Here is a 16,115-nt window from a genome sequence, read left to right on the forward strand (position 1 = left end):
CTCACCTCCTGGGGAGCAGCAAAGAACGGTGCCATTCGAAAAAAGCAGGAAGGACGGCACGAAGAACACGGAAGGCTGATATTCCACCGCGTACCGTGCCAATTCGGACAAGCTCATGCTCTGGAGCGTCCACGACCACCCGGACGGCCGCAACCGGACGGGGCCCGGTGCTCAGAGCGCTGCGAAGCGTGGCCGCGGACTCCATGTCCACCGCGATCGCCCCGGTGGCGCGCAGGTCGGCCCGTTCGTGCCCACGTACGACGTGGTCGGAGCCGGTCAGCGGGCCGGTGTGCACACTGCGGCCGGGCACAGCCCGGGCCACCGCCTTGACCAGCAGTTCTGTTTCCGTACAGACCGTGGAGCCCTGCGCGTGACGGGTCTCGTCTGCGACCACCAGGTCCCCGGGATGCATCCCAGGGGCGAGCCCGGCGCAAAAGCCCGAGGCGACGACCGCCGCGTCCCGCAGTGGCCCTTCACGCAGCGCCTCCAGCACGGCACGTTCCGCGTTGTGCGGACCCATGCCGCTGCGGAGCACGGTCACCGGACCGCGGGCGCCGCCGCGGTCGCCACTGCGCAGGGCGAGTTTCTCGATGCCGAGCGCACAGGCGATCAGCAGCGCCGGCGCTGCGGAGCCGGACGGCTCCGGGGACCGGTCCATCAGCCCCCCTCGCGGCTGTCGGGGGCGTCGCCGCCCGCACGGTCGGTGAATTGCTCCCCGTGCACATAGCGGCCGAGCGCCGTGAGCGGGAAGACCTGCCGGTAGAGGTGGTAGTTGATCGAGAAGTCCCAGGGGAAGCCGGTGCCGGTGAAGTACGGCTCGTCCCAGGACCCGTCCGCCCGCTGGGTCTCGGCGAGCCAGGCCACGCCCCGCTCGACCGCCTTGCTCTCCCGCTCCCCCGCCGCGAGCAGCGCGAGCAGCGCCCAGGCGGTCTGGGAGGCGGTGGACTCGCCGTGGCCGATCCACTTCTGCTCGCGGTAGGAGCGCAGGTCCTCGCCCCAACCTCCGTCGTCGTTCTGGACGGATTCGACCCAGCGCACGGCTCGCCGGATCGCGGGGTGCGAGAAGGGCATCCCGGCAGCGGTGAGCGCCGGGACCACCGAACCGGTTCCGTATACGTAGTTGACGCCCCAGCGGCCGAACCAGGCGCCGTTGGGCTCCTGTTCGGCGAGCAGCCACTCGATGCCGCGCCGGGTTCGGGGGTGGTGGGCCTTTCCCTCGTGGGCCAGCATCTCGACGACATGTGCCGTGACGTCCGCCGACGGCGGGTCGATCACTTCGCCGAAGTCGCAGAACGGCAGCCGGTTGGGAAACGCGCTGGTGTTGTCGGCGTCGAAGGCGGCCCAGGCGCCGTTCCTGGACTGCATGCCCATGGTCCAGCGCGCGCCCCGGCCGATCGCCGCGTCCACCTGCTCCGGATCGGGGTGCCTGACCCGCCGCAGCGCGAGGATGACCTCGGCCGTGTCGTCGATGTCCGGGTAGTTGTCGTTGTGGAACTCGAAGGCCCAGCCGCCCGGGGCGAGCCGGGGTCTGCGTACGGCCCAGTCACCGGGCCGCACGATCTCCTCGGCCAGCATCCAGTCGGCGGCCCTGACGAGTGCCGGGTGGTCGGGTGCCAGCCCCGCGTCGGCCAGCGCGATGGTGGCCAGGCAGGTGTCCCAGACGGGCGACTGACAGGCCTCGATCATGCGGGCACCGTCATCGCGCCAGACGGCGAAACGATCCAGCGACTCCAGGCCCGCGCGCATGACGGGGTGCTGAAGGTCGTAGCCGAGCAGATGCAGGGCGATGACGGAATACACGGCGGGCGGCTGGATACCGCCCCAGCAGCCGTCGTTCTCCTGGCGCTCGATGATCCAGCGCGCGGCCGCGTTCATCGCGATCCTGCGCAGCCGTCGCGGCGCGACTTTGTGATAGGCGTGCAGCACCTTGTCGGCACGCTGGAAGAACCCGTCCCAACTCGCGGCAGGAGCAAGGGGCTTGACCGGATTCGGCGTCCGCGCATCGGTGTGCAGCTCGTCGAGCGCGAACGGCGCGGGCCGCACCGGACGCTTGGCCGAGACGACCGTGAGCGGCACGATCGTCTGCCGGGCCCAGCAGCCGAAGTCGTAGATGTTGAGCGGGAGCCACTTGGGAAAGAAGATCAGCTCCGGCGGCAGCTCGGGGAGGTCGTCCCACTTCCACCAGCCGAACAGCGCCAGCCAGATCCGGGTGAACACCCGGCTCGCCGCGATACCGCCCCGGTCCCTGACCCAGGCGGATGCGCGCGCCATGTGCGGATCCTCCGGCCGGTCACCGGCCAGCCGCAGCGCGACGTACGCCTCGACCGTGGTGGAGAGCTCACCGGGCCCGCCGTAGAAGGTGGCCCAGCTGCCGTCGTCGCGCTGCTCACCCCGGATGAAGCGGCCCGCCGCCTCGGTGATCCGGGCGTCCTGGATACCGAGGAACTGACGCAGCAGCAGATCCTCGGCGTCCATCGTCACATTGGTTTCGAGGTCGCCCTTCCACCAGCCCTGGGCGTCCTGCCGACCCAGCAGATGCTCGACCGATCGTTCCGCGGCCAGCGCCGCGGCCCGGACGACATCGCCGGCTTCGAGTGTGATGCCGGTTGTTTCACTGGCCGCGGCCGCCCCGGGCCCCGCGGGCCCGCTGCTTCCGTCGGTCGTCGCTGTCATGGCTTCCCCTTCGTTGCAGTGGCTCTCTGCTGTGCTGGGGTCTCCGTCGGCCGGTGCACGGTCTCCCGAGCGCCGGCCGGCGACTGCATGGGGGTCTGGGGGCTAGTCCCCAGAAGACACGCATATGCTGCAGGCGATAGCGATCATCTCTTTCGTACGACCACGAAGTCCGCGAGCGCGACGAGCTGCGCCCGGACCTGCTCCGGCATGTCGACGCCGCTCAGGGCCTCGATCGCGACCGCATGCTGCCTGCGGGCCTCCTGCGAGGTCCACTCGCGGCCGCCCGCCTCCTCGATCAGGGCCGCCCTGGTGGCGAATTCCTCCTCGGAGAAGCTGTCGAAGTCATTGCTCTTGGCATCGGCCGCGAGCAGCTCCCCGAGGCGCTGCGACGCCGGGCCGCCGGCCGCGAGAGCGGCGACGACCGGCAGGGACTTCTTGCGCTGACGCAGGTCGCTCCAGGTCTGCTTGCCGGTGGCCTCCGGGTCGCCCCAGATGCCCAGCAGGTCGTCGACGGCCTGGAAGGCCAGACCGAGGTGGTAGCCGTACGCCTCCAGCGTGTCGGCCATCTTGTCGTCGGCCCCGGCGAGCACGGCGCCGATGGAGCAGGCGCAGGCCAGCAGCGCGCCGGTCTTGTTGCCCTCCATCTCCAGGCACTCCTCGACGGTGACCCGCTCACGGTGCTCGTAGGAGATGTCCTGGGCCTGACCGTCGATCAGCTTGCGGGTGGCGGTGGTCAGCCGGCGGGTGGCGCGGCCCGCCTCAACGGTGCCGAGCTCCAGCAGCACCTCTCCCGCGAGCGCGAACAGCGCGTCGCCGACAAGGATCGCCTGGGCCGGTCCGTGCACCTTCCACACCGTGTCGCGGTGGCGGCGCTGCTCGTCGCCGTCCATCAGGTCGTCGTGCAGCAGCGAGAAGTTGTGCACCAGCTCCACGGCGACGGCCCCGGGGATCCCCACCTCGGGTGCGGCCCCGGCGGCCTCGGCGGACAGCAGCGCGAGCGCCGGGCGTACGGCCTTGCCGCCGTCGCCGTCGGCGGGCCGCCCCTGCGCGTCGATCCAGCCGAAGTGATAGGCGGCGACAGTGTCCATGGGCGGCGCAAGCCGGTTGACGGCCGCACGCAGCACCGGGGTGGACATGGTCCGGCCGCGCTCCAGCAGCGCAAGGATGTCCAGGCTCTCTCCTCCGGCTGCGGTGTCTTCAGCCGGGTTCGCCGAGGGCACAGTCGGCACGGTCTCTCCTCTTGTTCCAGTACTGATGCTCACGCCGCCTCCTTGAGCGGATGTTCATGGGGACGGCCGAGAGCGGAGAGTGCGGCGCCGGCGGCGCTGAAGCCGCTGCGTACGGCACTCTCCATGGTCGCGGGCCAGCCGGTGGCGGTCCACGCGCCCGCAAGGTACAGGCCTGGTGCTCTGGTACGGGCACCGGGTCGCAGCCTGCCGACGCCCGGGCTCGGGGCGAAGGTCGCCGTACGCTCCCGGGTGACGAAGAAGTCGCGGACTCCCGCTCCGCGCGCGGCGGGCAACAGCCGCTCCAGCTCGGGCAGATACCGCTCGCGCAGTACGGCGACGGGCGTGTCGATCTCGTCCTCGGCAGCCGACTGGGACAGGGCAAGATACTGGCCGCCGGTGAACCCTGAGGCCTCTGTGCGGTCGAAGACCCACTGGACCGGCGTGCCGAGCGCGGCGAAGAACGGGCGGCGCAGGACCTTGCGGTCGTACAGCACATGGATGTTGAGGATCGGCGCGGTGCCGATGTCGAGCAGCCTGTCGGGGTCCTCCAGAGCCCCCTCGGGCAGCAGCGCATGGGCCTCGCGCTGCGGTACGGCGAGAACGACGGTGTCCGCCTCCAGCAGTTCGCCGTCCACCTCGACCTGCCAACGCCCCAGCTCCGCACGGGAGATGCAGCGGACGCGAGTCGACAGCTCGGTGTGTACGCCCGCCGAGTCCAGCGCCTTGCGGGCCAGCGTGTCGTGCAAGTCGCCGAGCGGCACGCGGGCCCAGCCGATGTCGGCGGCGCCCGGCTCGGAGAGCAGTCCGGTCTTGAAGACCATTGCGGCCAGTCCCATGGAGGCGTGGGGCGCGGTGGCGTTCAGGGTCGCCACGCCGACGAGGTCCCAGAGGGCCTCGATGGCGCGCCGCGACTGGCCGTGCCGGCCCAGCCAGGTCGCGAAGTCGATGCCGTCCAGTGCCGGGTCGGCGGGGTCGAGCTTCTGCAGCGCGAGCGCGGCGCGTGCGACGGCGGCGCGCTCGGCGAGCGAGAGGTGCGGGTAGGTGGCCAGGCCGCCCGCGAGGTGCAGCGGAACGGGCAGGGCGGTGCGGCGCAGCCGGCCGAGGCGAGGTCCGCGCCTGCGCGCCACATCCAGGACCGGCACATCCAAACGGTCCTGGAGCGGGGCGAGATGAGCGCCGTCGATCCGGTCCAGGAACCAGCTGTACGCGGTGCAGCAGCGCAGGTACACATGCTGGCCGTTGTCGACGGTCAGGTCTCCGCGGCGGAAGGAGAAGGCGAGGCCGCCCAGTCGGGTGCGGCCTTCGGCCAGGGTGACGCTCATTCCCGCCTCGGCGAGTTGCAGCGCCGCGGTGATGCCGGCGAGCCCTCCGCCGACCACCACCGCGTGCCGGGAGCGCATGTCGTCGTCCGTCACACGACCTCCCTCGGGCCCGCTCCAGCCGATGCAGTCAGGGACGCGGCGCCGGAGCGGACGGTTGCCCGCCGGTTGTGCGCCCGCATCAGACCCGCCCCCTCAGGGTCTGCCGCGTGATGTGGCGGGCGTCGAGTCCGGACAGCCCACGCACGGCGACGTACGCCTTCTCGTGCCCCGGCAGCGAGACGCGGCCGCGCAGCACCGCCTCGGGGTCGCGTTCGATGCGGTCGAGAAGCCGGCGGTAGATCCCGGCCATAGCGGCGACACAGGCGCCGCTGCGCCGGTCGAGCATGGGCAGCAGGCGGTAGCCCTCGGCGAACAGGGTGCGGGCGCGCCGTACTTCGAAGTGCACCAGGCCCGCGAAGTCGGAGCCGGGCGGCGGGGTCGCGGTGTGGAAGCCCGCGGAGCAGCCGAACTTGGCGAGGTCGTCGGCAGGCAGATAGGTACGCCCGTTGGCCGCGTCCTCCCGAACGTCCCTGAGGATGTTGGTGAGTTGAAGGGCGAGCCCCAGCGTATCGGCGTACTCGGCGGCGCGCTCGGCGCCGCGCGCGCCGGGCTGGGTGCCGAACACGCCGAGGGAGAGCCGCCCGATCGCGCCCGCGACACACCGGCAGTAGACCTTGAGGTCGTCCCAGGTCTCGTAGGTCTCGCCGCGTACGTCCATCAGGACGCCGTCGATGAGCTCGTCGAGGCCTGTGAGCGGCAGGGGGAAGCGGCGGGCCGCGTCGGCGAGGGCGACCGCGACCGGGTCGGTGTCGTCCTCCTGGACCGCGTCTCGGCGGATCCGCTCCAACACGTCCCGCGTGCTGTCCAGCCGGTTCCGCTTGGCCTCGGGCGCGAGCTCGCCGTCACCGATGTCGTCGACCCGTCGCGAGAACGCGTACAGCGCCGACATGGCCTGTCGCTTGTCGGTGGGCAGCAGCCTGATGCCGTAGGCGAAGTTCCGGGCCTGCCGGCCGGTGACGGCCTCGCAGTAGCTGTACGCGGCCTGCACCGGCGCCGACGCCTCGGTCGGTCCCTCCATCGTCCGGCTCACCCCTCTCTACGCGCTCTTCGCAAGACTGCTCCCACTTCACGCAGCAGATCGGCCTTGGTCGCGGTGGGCGGTCCGGGCAGGACGTCGTGCCCCGCGGCCGCGATCGCGGTGAGGGCGGCGCGCCCTCCGGCCACGAACCCGGCGAGCAGCAGCCGCAGCCTGCCGTGGACGCTACCCACCAGCGGCGTACCGTCATCCAGGAGCTGCCGGGCGCGTTCCGCTTCGTATGCGATCAGCGCGCGCACCGACGCGCTCGCGGTCGGTGCGCCGAGGTCCTCCTCGGTGACATGGAACCGCTGCATGTCATCGGCAGGCAGATAGATCCGGTCGCACCCGAGGTCCTCGCTCACGTCCTGGAGGTGCTCGACGATCTGGAGCCCGGTGCAGATCGAGTCGGAGAGGCGGACGCGCTCGGGGCTGGTGGTGCCGGTGATCTGAAGTACCAGCCTGCCGACGGGGTCGGCGGACAGCTCGCAGTACGCGGCGAGCTCGTCGTACGTCTTGTAGCGTCCCACCAGCTGATCCTGGCGGTTGGCTTCGATCAGCCTGAAGAAGGGCTCCGGGGTGAGCGAGTGGCGGCGTACGACCGGCCGCAGGGCGCGCAGCAGCGGGTGGTGCGGGTCGGCGTCGGCCCCGGCGAAAACGCGGCGCAGATCCGTCTCGAAGGCGTCCAGCATCACCAGCCGGTCTTCGGCCTTCGCGGCGTCGACGCCGAGGTGGCGGGCGTCCGCACCGCCGGGCGCGAGGTCGCCGTCGCCGATGTCGTCGACAAGGCGGGCGTAGCCGTACACCGCCATCAGGTCGTCGCGCCAGGCACGCGGAAGAAAGAAGGGGGCCACGGGAAAGTTCTCGTGCGCGGCCTTGTCGAGTGTGGCGCGCGCGGGATCCGCCGGAGCTGCTGCGCGCGCCTGCCGGGTGCCCGTCATTCGGGACTGCCCGGTGCGGGGACGGCGAAAGCCTCGCGGAGCTGGAGATTTTCCGTCATTGCCGTCACATCTCCCGTTCTACACTGCCGATCCAATCCATCCTATTTCGGACACGCCGCCGGTACAGCCGACTCGGCGGAGAGCGCCCGGCGGACGAGACACGACATCTCCCGTCCGGCCATATCGCCCCGATTGCCGCGATTCAGCACCCGTACAGCTTACGTTGTACAACGCGCGGTGATACGTCCGGGTGTTGCGCGCATTACAAGAACACTCCAATCCTGGCCAACCTTCCCCGGCGGCTCGGGAATTGACCTTGGCTCGACGACCCTGGCCCGCGGGTCGGTTCGCCACCGGGGCCTGTCCCCCCAAGGACGCAGAAGACCCCCGCCGGGATGCGCCGACGGGAGTCCTTTCCCGGGATCTTCGGTCCGGCTACTTGCCGGTCTCCTTCTCGTACGCCCTCAGGACCTCGTCGGTCGGGCCGTCCATCAGGAGTTCACCCCGCTCCAGCCACAGGACGCGGTCGCAGGTGTCCCTGATCACCTTCGCGCCATGGCTGACCAGGAAGACGGTGCCCGCCTCCTTGCGGAGCTCGCGGATCCGCTCCTCGGAGCGGATCTGGAACTTTCGGTCACCCGTCGCCAGAGCCTCGTCGATCATGAGGACGTCGTGGTTCTTGGCGGCGGCGATGGAGAAGCGGAGCCTGGCGCCCATGCCGGAGGAGTAGGTGCGCATCGGAAGGGTGATGAAGTCGCCCTTCTCGTTGATGCCCGAGAACTCGACGATCCCCTCATAACGGTCGCGGATCTCCTCGCGCGACATGCCCATCGCCAGGCCGCCGAGGATGACGTTCCGCTCGCCGGTGAGATCGCCCATGAGCGCGGCGTTGACGCCGAGCAGGGAGGGCTGACCGTCGGTGTACACCTTGCCGCTCTCCGTCGGCAGCAGGCCGGCGATGGCGCGCAGCAGAGTCGACTTGCCGGAGCCGTTGGTTCCGATCAGGCCGATCGCCTCGCCGCGGTACGCGGTGAAGGAGACGCCGCGCACCGCGTGAACCTTGCGGATACTGCGGGACTCTCCCTTGTCGCGGCGGAGTATCCGGCTCAGGGCCGCGGTGGCGCTGCCTTTGCCGCCGCTGCCGCCGTGGACCCGGTACACGATGTGCACGTCGTCGGCGATGACAGTGGGGATGCGCTGCCGCGCGATGTCCTCAGCCACGTCCATATCGTTCCTCAGCCTTCCAGAAGTACACAAAGCCGGCGACGCCGAAGAGAACGGCCCAGAAGACTGCCGCGAACCAGACATGCGAGGGCAGATTGGACGCGCCGTACCCGTCGATGAGCGCGAAGCGGACCAAGTCCATGTAGACGGCTGCGGGGTTGTAGCCGAGCACTTCGGCGATCCAGGCCGGCTTGTCCTTCAGCATGACCGGGATGGAGTACATGACGCCCGAGGCGTACATCCACGTGCGCATGATGAACGGCATCAGCTGGGCCAGGTCGGGCGTTTTGCTGCCCAGCCTCGCCATCATCAGGGCGATGCCGATGTTGAAGACGAACTGCAGGGCCAGCGCGGGCACGATCAGCAGCCAGCTGAGCGAGGGGTAGCTGCCGAACGCCGCCGCGATGACGAAGAGCACGACCATCGAGAACATCAGCTGCTGAAGCTGCTGAAGGGCGAAGGAGATCGGCAGTGCCGCCCTGGGGAAGTGCAGTGCCCGTACCAGCCCGAGATTGCCCGAGATGGCGCGGACACCGGCCATCACCGAGGTCTGCGTGAAGGTGAAGACGAAGACACCTGTCACCAGGAAAGGGATGAAGACATCGTTGGCGATGCCCTTCCTGGTCCCCAGGATGAGGCCGAAGATCAAGTAGTACACGGCAGCGTTCAGCAGTGGCGTCGCCACCTGCCAGAGCTGGCCGAGCTTGGCCTGGCTGTACTGGGCGGTCAGCTTCGCCGAGGCGAAGGCCACGATGAAGTGGCGCCTGCCCCAGAGCTGACGGATGTACTCGACGAGACCCGGTCGGGCACCGCTCACCGAAAGGCCGTACTTGTCGGCGAGCTGCGCCCGCGTCAGGCCTTCATCGGCGGATGGCGGGGCGCTCGTCACAATCGCACCGTCATGGGTTGTGTCACTCACAAGTTGAAACTTTCGTGTTCAAGATGCGCAGCCGGTCGGGCGCAGGCTTCAGACGTCCAGGTCCCGGGAGTACGCCCGATGCTCTCAGGACCGAGCATGTCAGATGACAGGAGGGCGGCCCAGCCGGGTCAGGCGCCACACCGTACGCCACTTGATGGGCCGACGGGGACCACAGGGAGTCTGCCAGCCTTCCCTGAAACCTCCGAACCATGCCTTCAGGGCGGGCAGCGAGGACCGCCGCAGCAGAGTGAGCAGCACCCAGACGCCGAGGTAGACGGGGATCAGGGGCGCGGGCAGGTTGCGGCGGGCCAGCCAGACCCGGTTGCGGGCCACCATGCGGTGGTAGACCGCGTGCCGGGACGGCGGCATCGTCGGATGGAACAGCACCATGTCCGAGCGGTAGTCGATCGCCCACCCAGCGTCCAGCGCCCGCCAGGCGAGGTCCGTCTCCTCATGGGCGTAGAAGAACTCGTCGGGCAGGGAGCCCACCTCGGCGAGGACCTTCGTACGCACGGCGTTGGCGCCGCCGAGAAACGTTGTCACCCGGGAGGAGCGCATCGGGTCGGAGGCGCGCAGTCGCGGGACGTGGCGGCGCTGGGTGAGCCCGGTCTCCGGGTCGGCGATGCGGAAGCTGACGATGCCGAGCCCCGGATCGGCCTCGAAGGCCCCCCGCACCAGTTCGCCGGTGTCGCTGTTGGGCAGCAGACCGTCGTCGTCGAGGAAGAGCAGCGCGTCGACGTCGGAGCCGGAGGGGCCGAAGGCTTCGATGCCGACATTGCGACCGCCCGGAATGCCCAGATTGTCGGGCAGGTCCACGGTGCGTACACCCTCGGGGACATCGATCACCGGAGCGCCGTTGCCGACCACGACGACCTCGATCGGGTCGCCGTCCTGCTTGGCGACCGAATCGAGGAGGGCACGCAGGTCGTCGGGGCGGTTGCCCATCGTGATGACGACCGCCCCGAGCTTCATGGGCCTTGGGGATTCGGGGGTCGTCCCCCGGGAGAGCACAGTCATTTCAGCCTGCTCGAAGCGAGGATGGACACCAGGTGAAGCACCGTCTGGAGCATCGCGATGCCGGCCAGCACGGCGACGCCGAGGCGCGAGAAGAACAGGTCGCCCTGGACAGCGTCCAGAACGGCGAGCACCAGGATGAGCAGGGACGCCTCGATGCCGAGGACGAGCCGGTGGAACTTCAGCGCCGCGGCGGCCCGGCGGGCCAGTGCCATGCCGGACGAGCGCGGCTCGGCCGCCGCGTCCTTGACCGGCGGCAGCCCGCCCTGATGGCGGGCGACCCCGACCAGGTCGGTCTCGGCCTTGATCAGGATCGCGCCGAGCGCGGCGAGGGTGCCGAGGAAGGCCCACCGCCAGTCGACCGGTCCGGGGCCCCACAGGTCGGCGGCGCGCAAGCCGAAGCCGACCAGCACGGCGGCGTCGCACAGATACGCGCCGACGCGGTCCAGGTACACGCCGGAGAGCGAGAACTGCTTCTTCCAGCGGGCGACCTCGCCGTCGACGCAGTCGAGCAGCAGGTAGAGCTGGACCGCCACGACGCCGAGGACGGCGCCCCAGATGCCCGGCACGAGCAGCGCGGGGGCCGCGAGGACGCCGCAGAGGGTCATCAGGTAGGTCAGCTGGTTCGGCGTGACCTTGGTGGTGACCAGGCGCCGGGTTATGCGCAGGGAGATCTCGCGCATGTACAGGCGGCCGCCCCAGTGCTCGCCGCTTCGCCGGTCCTTCACTCCCGCCGGGTGAACGACCGGACGGAGTTCAGCTACTGATGGTCTTGGCATAGTCGGCGTACGCGTCCCTGATCTGGTCGGTGGTGAGGTCAAGGTGCTCGAGGATGGTGAAGCGGCCCGGACGGGTCTGTGGTGCGTACTGGACGGCCTTGACGAACTCGTCGGTGGAGAACCCGATTTCCTCGGGCAGCACCGGCAGGCCGTGCCTGCGGAGCACCTCGGCGAAGAGTCCGGACTGCTCGTGCGCACCGCGCAGGTGCATCGCGAAGGCGGCTCCGATGCCGACCTGCTCGCCGTGACTGGCGGCCCGCTTGGGGTAGAGCAGATCGAAGGCGTGGCTGATCTCGTGACAGGCGCCGGACGAGGGGCGAGTGTCGCCGCTGATCGACATCGCGATGCCGGAGAGCACGAGGGCCTCGGCGAGGACCGTGAGGAACTCGTCGTCGCCGACCCCTCCGGGGTGGCGCAGGACGGATTCGCCGGCGGTGCGGCCCATGGCGGCGGCGAGGCCGTCGACGGCCTCGCCCGTCTCGCGGTGGGACAGCTCCCAGTCCGCGATCGCCGAGATGTTGGAGATCGCCTCCCCGATGCCGGAGCGCACGAACCGGACCGGCGCCTCGCGGATGACGTCAAGGTCGATGACCATTGCGATCGGGGTTGGCACACCGTAGGAGCCGCGGCCGTTGTCGTTGTCCAGGGTGGACACCGGCGAGCACAGGCCGTCATGGGACAGGTTCGTCGCGACGGCGACCATGGGCAGGCCGACCCGCGCGGCGGCGTACTTCGCCACGTCGATGACCTTGCCGCCGCCGAGGCCGACCACGGCGTCGTACCGCTTGCCCTTGATGTCGTCGGCGAGTCTGACGGCGGAGTCGATCGTTCCGCCGGCGACCTCGAACCAGGCGGCGCCCGGGAGCACCGGCGAGAGCTTGTGCCGCAGTGCCTGGCCGGAGCCGCCGCTGACGGCGATGGCCAGCTTGCCGGATGAGGAGATCCGCTGGTCGGCCAGGAGGCCGGCCAGATCGTCCAAGGCGCCGCGGCTGATGTCGACGACAACCGGGGACGGGATCAGTCGGGTCAGTACAGGCACGCGATCTCACGGCCCTTCGCGAGGTCGTCGTGGTTGTCGATCTCGACCCACTTGACGTCGCCGATGGGGGCCACGTCCACCGTGAAGCCGCGGTTCACGAGCTCCTGGTAGCCGTCCTCGTAGTAGAGGTCGGGGTCGCGCTCGAAGGTGGTCTTCAGCGCGTCGGCGAGTTCGTCGGCGGCCTCGGGCTCGATGAGGGTGACGCCGATGTACTCGCCGGTGGCGGTGGCCGGGTCCATCAGCTTGGTGATGCGCCGTATACCACTGTCGCCGTCGGTGACGACCTTCATCTCCTCGTCGGCGAGGTGCTTCACCGTGTCGAGCGCGAGGATGATCTTCTGGCCGTTGCCGCGGGCGTCGAGCAGGGTGCGCTCGACGGAGACGGGGTGGACGGTGTCGCCGTTGGCGAGGATCACGCCCTGCTTGAGGACGTCACGCGCGCACCACAGGGAGTAGGCGTTGTTCCACTCCTCCGCCTTGTCGTTGTCGACGAGGGTGAGCCGCAGCCCGTACTTCGCCTCCAGCGCGGCCTTGCGCTCGTAGACGGCCTCCTTGCGGTAGCCGACCACGATGGCCGCCTCGGTGAGACCGATCTCGGCGAAGTTCCCGAGGGTGAGGTCGAGGACGGTGGTGTCACCGTCGACGGGCACGAGGGCCTTCGGAAGCGTGTCGGTGTAGGGGCGAAGACGCCGTCCGGCACCGGCTGCCAGTACGAGGCCGATCATGCGGGTTCTCCTTCGTCATGTACGGCGGGTGCCCCGGAGGACACCCAGAAGCGGATGCTCTCCACGAGCACCACGAGTGCCACGGCCACAGCAAGGACCGTCAGCGCGATCGTGAAGTGTGCGTTCGTGACCAGGGCGGCCAGCACTGCGACTGCCAGGGTCCGCCCCTCGTGCCCGCCGACGACCCGCACCAGCCAGTGCGGGGGCGCACCCGTACCGCCGCGGATGCGGTACACCGTGTCGTAGTGATGGTAGGCGACGGCCGCCACCAGGCCGAAGGCCGCGGGCAAGGCTCCGTTCACCTCGGCGCGAGCCGCGAGCGCCAGGACGGTGCCGTACTCGGCGGCCCGGAAGATTGGCGGGACCAGCCAGTCGAGTGCGCCCTTCAGGGGGCGGGCGACGGCGATGCCCGAGGTGATGACATACGCCACAGCGGCGACGGCCGGCCAGGGCGAGCCGTAGTCGGTCAGGGCGGCGGTCGCCACCACGGCAACGCCGCCCACCAGGGCGATCAGGAAGGGAGCGAGGGCGGGGAGGCGCGCGCGCTTGGTGAAGCCGCCCGCGACGGCCTCGGCGAGCGGGCCGGAGTCGGCCAGGTCGGCAAGCGCCCGGGCGGCCCGGTCGGTGCGGTGCGCCGTGCGGGTCAGCGAGCGCAGGACGCGGCCGGCGGTGGTGTAGCAGGCCGCGAAGGCGCAGCCGATGAGCAGTGCGTAGAACACGATCCGGGGCGTGGTCACCGCGGTCAGCACGGCGATCATCGCCCAGCGCTCACCGATGGGCAGGACGATCATCCTGCGCACCCAGACGGTCCAGCCGACGCTGTCGAGCTTGTCGGAGAGCGCGGCGGTGGGGCTCGTGTTGGACACGGCGTCGTGGTTGGCCTCGTTGAAGGAGAAGTCCACGACATGGCGGCAGGTCTGCAGCACCATCGCTCCGAGCGCAAGCGCCCATACGTCGTCGCCGCCGCGGGCCGCGCCGAGGGCGAGGCCCGCGTAGTACGCGTACTCCTTGGCCCGGTCGAACGTCGCGTCCAGCCAGGCGCCCAGCGTGGAGTACTGAAGCGAGTAGCGGGCCAGCTGGCCGTCGGTGCAGTCCAGGACGAAGGAGAACAGCAGCAGCAGGCCGGCCGCGATGTAGCCGCCGCGGGTCCCGGTGGCCGCCGCGGCGGCCGCGATCAGCGCGGTCAGCAGCGAGGCGGTGGTGACCTGGTTGGGGGTCAGTCCCCGGCGTGCGCACCAGCGCGCGAGATAGCGGGAGTACGGGCTGATGCAGAAGGTGGTGAAGAAGCCGTCGCGGGCCTTCACTGCCGAGCGCAGCCGTACCTCCTCCTCGTCGACCGCCGTGACGGCCTGCCGTGCCTCGTTACGGATCTGGGGGTCACCGGGCACGGTCGCGACAAGCGATCCCAGCTCGGGCCTGTGCACGGCGGTGCCTTCGGCATCCAGCGCGTCGGCGAGTACGTCGGGCAGCACCACGGCCGCCACGGCCGACAGGGTGTCGCTGTCGTCGACGGCGCCGGAGGGGGTGCCGCTGCCCGCGGCCGGCAGGACCCTGGTCAGCGCGGCACGCGCCCCGGGCTGAGCAGTCAGCGCGCCGGGCACCGCGGCCGCCGGGAAGCGGGGGTCCGTGAGCGCCAGCCGCAGGGAGTGAACGTGCCCGACGAAGCGGGGGTCGACGACGGCGACGCGGTCGGCGGCCGGGACGGCGGCGACCAGCGCTGCGGTCTCCTCGGCGCCGGAGGCGGTCCGTACGTCAAAACCCAGCGACCGCAGATCGCCCTCGAGCGACGATCCGGGTACCGGCGGACCGGTGAGGATGGCGGTCGACAGACGAACTCACTCCTTGGAGCTGAGGGTGCGGATGCGCGGCGGCTCGGCCCGTATACGGGCGGCGGCTCGTCGGCAGAGGCTATCGGATGTGCGGAAGCGGGAGTTCATTGGCCGTTCACGGCCCGCTCGCCATGGACATGGCTTGCCGGGTCCCCCGCCGAGATCATCATCGTCGATCGGAGGCCCGCTCAACAAACCGCGGGCCCGTCATGACGCGCAGGACACCCCTAAGGTGGCGGTCATGACTTGGTTGATCACAGGTGGAGCGGGGTACATAGGAGCGCACGTCGCGCGGGCCATGACGGCAGCGGGTGAGCGGGTCGTCGTCCTCGACGACGTCTCGTCCGGCGTCGCCGAGCGGCTGCCACAGGAGATTCCGCTGGTGCGGGGGGCGGTCCTGGACCGGGAGCTGCTCGACCGCACGCTGGCACAGCACGCCGTCACCGGTGTGGTGCATCTCGCGGCGAAGAAGCAGGTCGGACAGTCCGTCGAGCAGCCGCTGCTCTACTACCGGGAGAATGTGCACGGCCTGACCGTGCTCCTCGACGCGGTCGTCGAGGCCGGTGTGAAGCGGTTCCTCTTCTCCTCGTCGGCCGCCGTGTACGGCGTGCCCGAGGTGGAGCTGATCCCCGAGTCCTCCCCCTGCGAGCCCATCAATCCGTACGGCGAGACAAAGCTCGCGGGCGAATGGCTGGTCCGGGCGACCGGCAAGGCGCACTCCATGTCCACGGCCTGTCTGCGCTACTTCAATGTGGCCGGATCTGCGCGGCCCGAGCTGGCGGACACCGGGGTGTTCAACATCATCCCGATGTTCTTCGACCGGATCACCCGCGGCGAGGCTCCCCGGATCTTCGGCGCCGACTACCCGACGCCGGACGGCACCTGCATTCGGGACTACATCCATGTCGCGGATCTCGCCGACGCCCACCTCGCCGTGGCCCGCAGGCTCGCGGAGCGACACGGAGCGGGAGATCTGACGGTCAACATCGGCCGCGGCACCGGGGTCTCGGTGCGTGAGCTCGCCGATCTGGTGGCCGAGGTCACGGGGTACGGCGAGGAGCCCGTGATCGAGCCGCGCCGCCCCGGCGACGCGGCCCGGGCCGTCGCCTCGGTCGACCTGATCACCCAGGAGCTCGGCTGGAAGGCCTCGCGCGGGGTTCGCGAGATGGTCGAGTCGGCCTGGGACGGCTGGTGCCTCCGGCACCCCGAGGCACGGGCCAACTGATCTTGTGAGCGCCTGACCTGGCCCGGTTCTCGCACAGCTGCGGCCAGGTAGCGTGTAGCACTGAGTAGCCTTCTGGCAACAG

General features: G+C 70.2%; 14 protein-coding genes. 1 reads left to right on the forward strand and 13 read right to left on the reverse strand.

The window, feature by feature from the left end:
* Position 1: 1 nt before the first annotated feature.
* From FBY35_RS05175 to FBY35_RS05235, 13 genes are all read right to left on the reverse strand, one after another.
* Positions 2 to 658: a 1-hydroxy-2-methyl-2-butenyl 4-diphosphate reductase gene (locus FBY35_RS05175; protein WP_142212646.1), complete on the reverse strand. Its 657-nt coding sequence runs from the start codon at positions 656 to 658 to the stop codon at positions 2 to 4.
* Positions 658 to 2,673, reverse strand: a complete 2,016-nt coding sequence (shc, locus tag FBY35_RS05180; protein WP_142212647.1) for a squalene--hopene cyclase — start codon at positions 2,671 to 2,673, stop codon at positions 658 to 660. The genes FBY35_RS05175 and shc overlap by 1 nt, the downstream gene beginning before the upstream one ends.
* Positions 2,674 to 2,816: 143 nt before the next feature.
* Positions 2,817 to 3,893: a polyprenyl synthetase family protein gene (locus tag FBY35_RS05185; RefSeq protein ID WP_142214912.1), complete on the reverse strand. Its 1,077-nt coding sequence runs from the start codon at positions 3,891 to 3,893 to the stop codon at positions 2,817 to 2,819.
* Positions 3,894 to 3,931: 38 nt separating this feature from the next.
* Positions 3,932 to 5,302 (reverse strand): hydroxysqualene dehydroxylase HpnE, encoded by a 1,371-nt coding sequence (hpnE, locus tag FBY35_RS05190; protein WP_142214911.1) that lies wholly within the window; start codon positions 5,300 to 5,302, stop codon positions 3,932 to 3,934.
* Between the two features lie 100 nt (positions 5,303 to 5,402).
* Positions 5,403 to 6,341 carry a presqualene diphosphate synthase HpnD gene (hpnD, locus tag FBY35_RS05195; protein ID WP_142212648.1) on the reverse strand — a complete coding sequence of 313 codons (939 nt, stop codon included), beginning with the start codon at positions 6,339 to 6,341 and terminating at the stop codon, positions 5,403 to 5,405.
* 8 nt (positions 6,342 to 6,349) lie between these two features.
* Positions 6,350 to 7,279 (reverse strand): squalene synthase HpnC, encoded by a 930-nt coding sequence (hpnC, locus tag FBY35_RS05200; protein WP_142212649.1) that lies wholly within the window; start codon positions 7,277 to 7,279, stop codon positions 6,350 to 6,352.
* A 435-nt stretch (positions 7,280 to 7,714) separates the two neighbouring features.
* On the reverse strand, positions 7,715 to 8,500 hold the full coding sequence (locus tag FBY35_RS05205) for an ABC transporter ATP-binding protein (protein ID WP_142212650.1): 786 nt from the start codon (positions 8,498 to 8,500) through the stop codon (positions 7,715 to 7,717).
* Positions 8,493 to 9,422: an ABC transporter permease gene (locus FBY35_RS05210; RefSeq protein ID WP_142212651.1), complete on the reverse strand. Its 930-nt coding sequence runs from the start codon at positions 9,420 to 9,422 to the stop codon at positions 8,493 to 8,495. Before FBY35_RS05210 ends, FBY35_RS05205 begins: the two co-directional genes overlap by 8 nt.
* 99 nt (positions 9,423 to 9,521) lie before the next feature.
* A complete protein-coding gene (locus FBY35_RS05215) occupies positions 9,522 to 10,394 on the reverse strand; it encodes a glycosyltransferase family 2 protein (RefSeq protein WP_142212652.1) in 873 nt (290 codons plus the stop codon).
* A 41-nt stretch (positions 10,395 to 10,435) separates the two neighbouring features.
* Positions 10,436 to 11,215, reverse strand: coding sequence for a CDP-alcohol phosphatidyltransferase family protein (locus FBY35_RS05220; RefSeq protein ID WP_142212653.1), 780 nt, complete (start codon positions 11,213 to 11,215; stop codon positions 10,436 to 10,438).
* Positions 11,193 to 12,254: an iron-containing alcohol dehydrogenase family protein gene (locus tag FBY35_RS05225; RefSeq protein WP_142212654.1), complete on the reverse strand. Its 1,062-nt coding sequence runs from the start codon at positions 12,252 to 12,254 to the stop codon at positions 11,193 to 11,195. Before FBY35_RS05225 ends, FBY35_RS05220 begins: the two co-directional genes overlap by 23 nt.
* The gene (locus FBY35_RS05230; protein WP_142212655.1) at positions 12,242 to 12,979 is read right to left on the reverse strand and encodes a sugar phosphate nucleotidyltransferase; all 738 of its coding nucleotides are present in this window, start codon (positions 12,977 to 12,979) and stop codon (positions 12,242 to 12,244) included. The genes FBY35_RS05225 and FBY35_RS05230 overlap by 13 nt, the downstream gene beginning before the upstream one ends.
* Complete coding sequence (locus tag FBY35_RS05235; RefSeq protein WP_142212656.1) at positions 12,976 to 14,808, reverse strand: DUF5941 domain-containing protein; 1,833 nt, start codon at positions 14,806 to 14,808, stop codon at positions 12,976 to 12,978. The genes FBY35_RS05230 and FBY35_RS05235 overlap by 4 nt, the downstream gene beginning before the upstream one ends.
* 241 nt (positions 14,809 to 15,049) lie before the next feature.
* Here FBY35_RS05235 and galE point away from each other — a divergent pair, with 241 nt between their 5' ends.
* On the forward strand, positions 15,050 to 16,033 hold the full coding sequence (galE, locus tag FBY35_RS05240) for a UDP-glucose 4-epimerase GalE (protein WP_142212657.1): 984 nt from the start codon (positions 15,050 to 15,052) through the stop codon (positions 16,031 to 16,033).
* Positions 16,034 to 16,115: the final 82 nt, after the last annotated feature.

Source organism: Streptomyces sp. SLBN-118 (assembly GCF_006715635.1).
GTDB lineage: Bacteria > Actinomycetota > Actinomycetes > Streptomycetales > Streptomycetaceae > Streptomyces.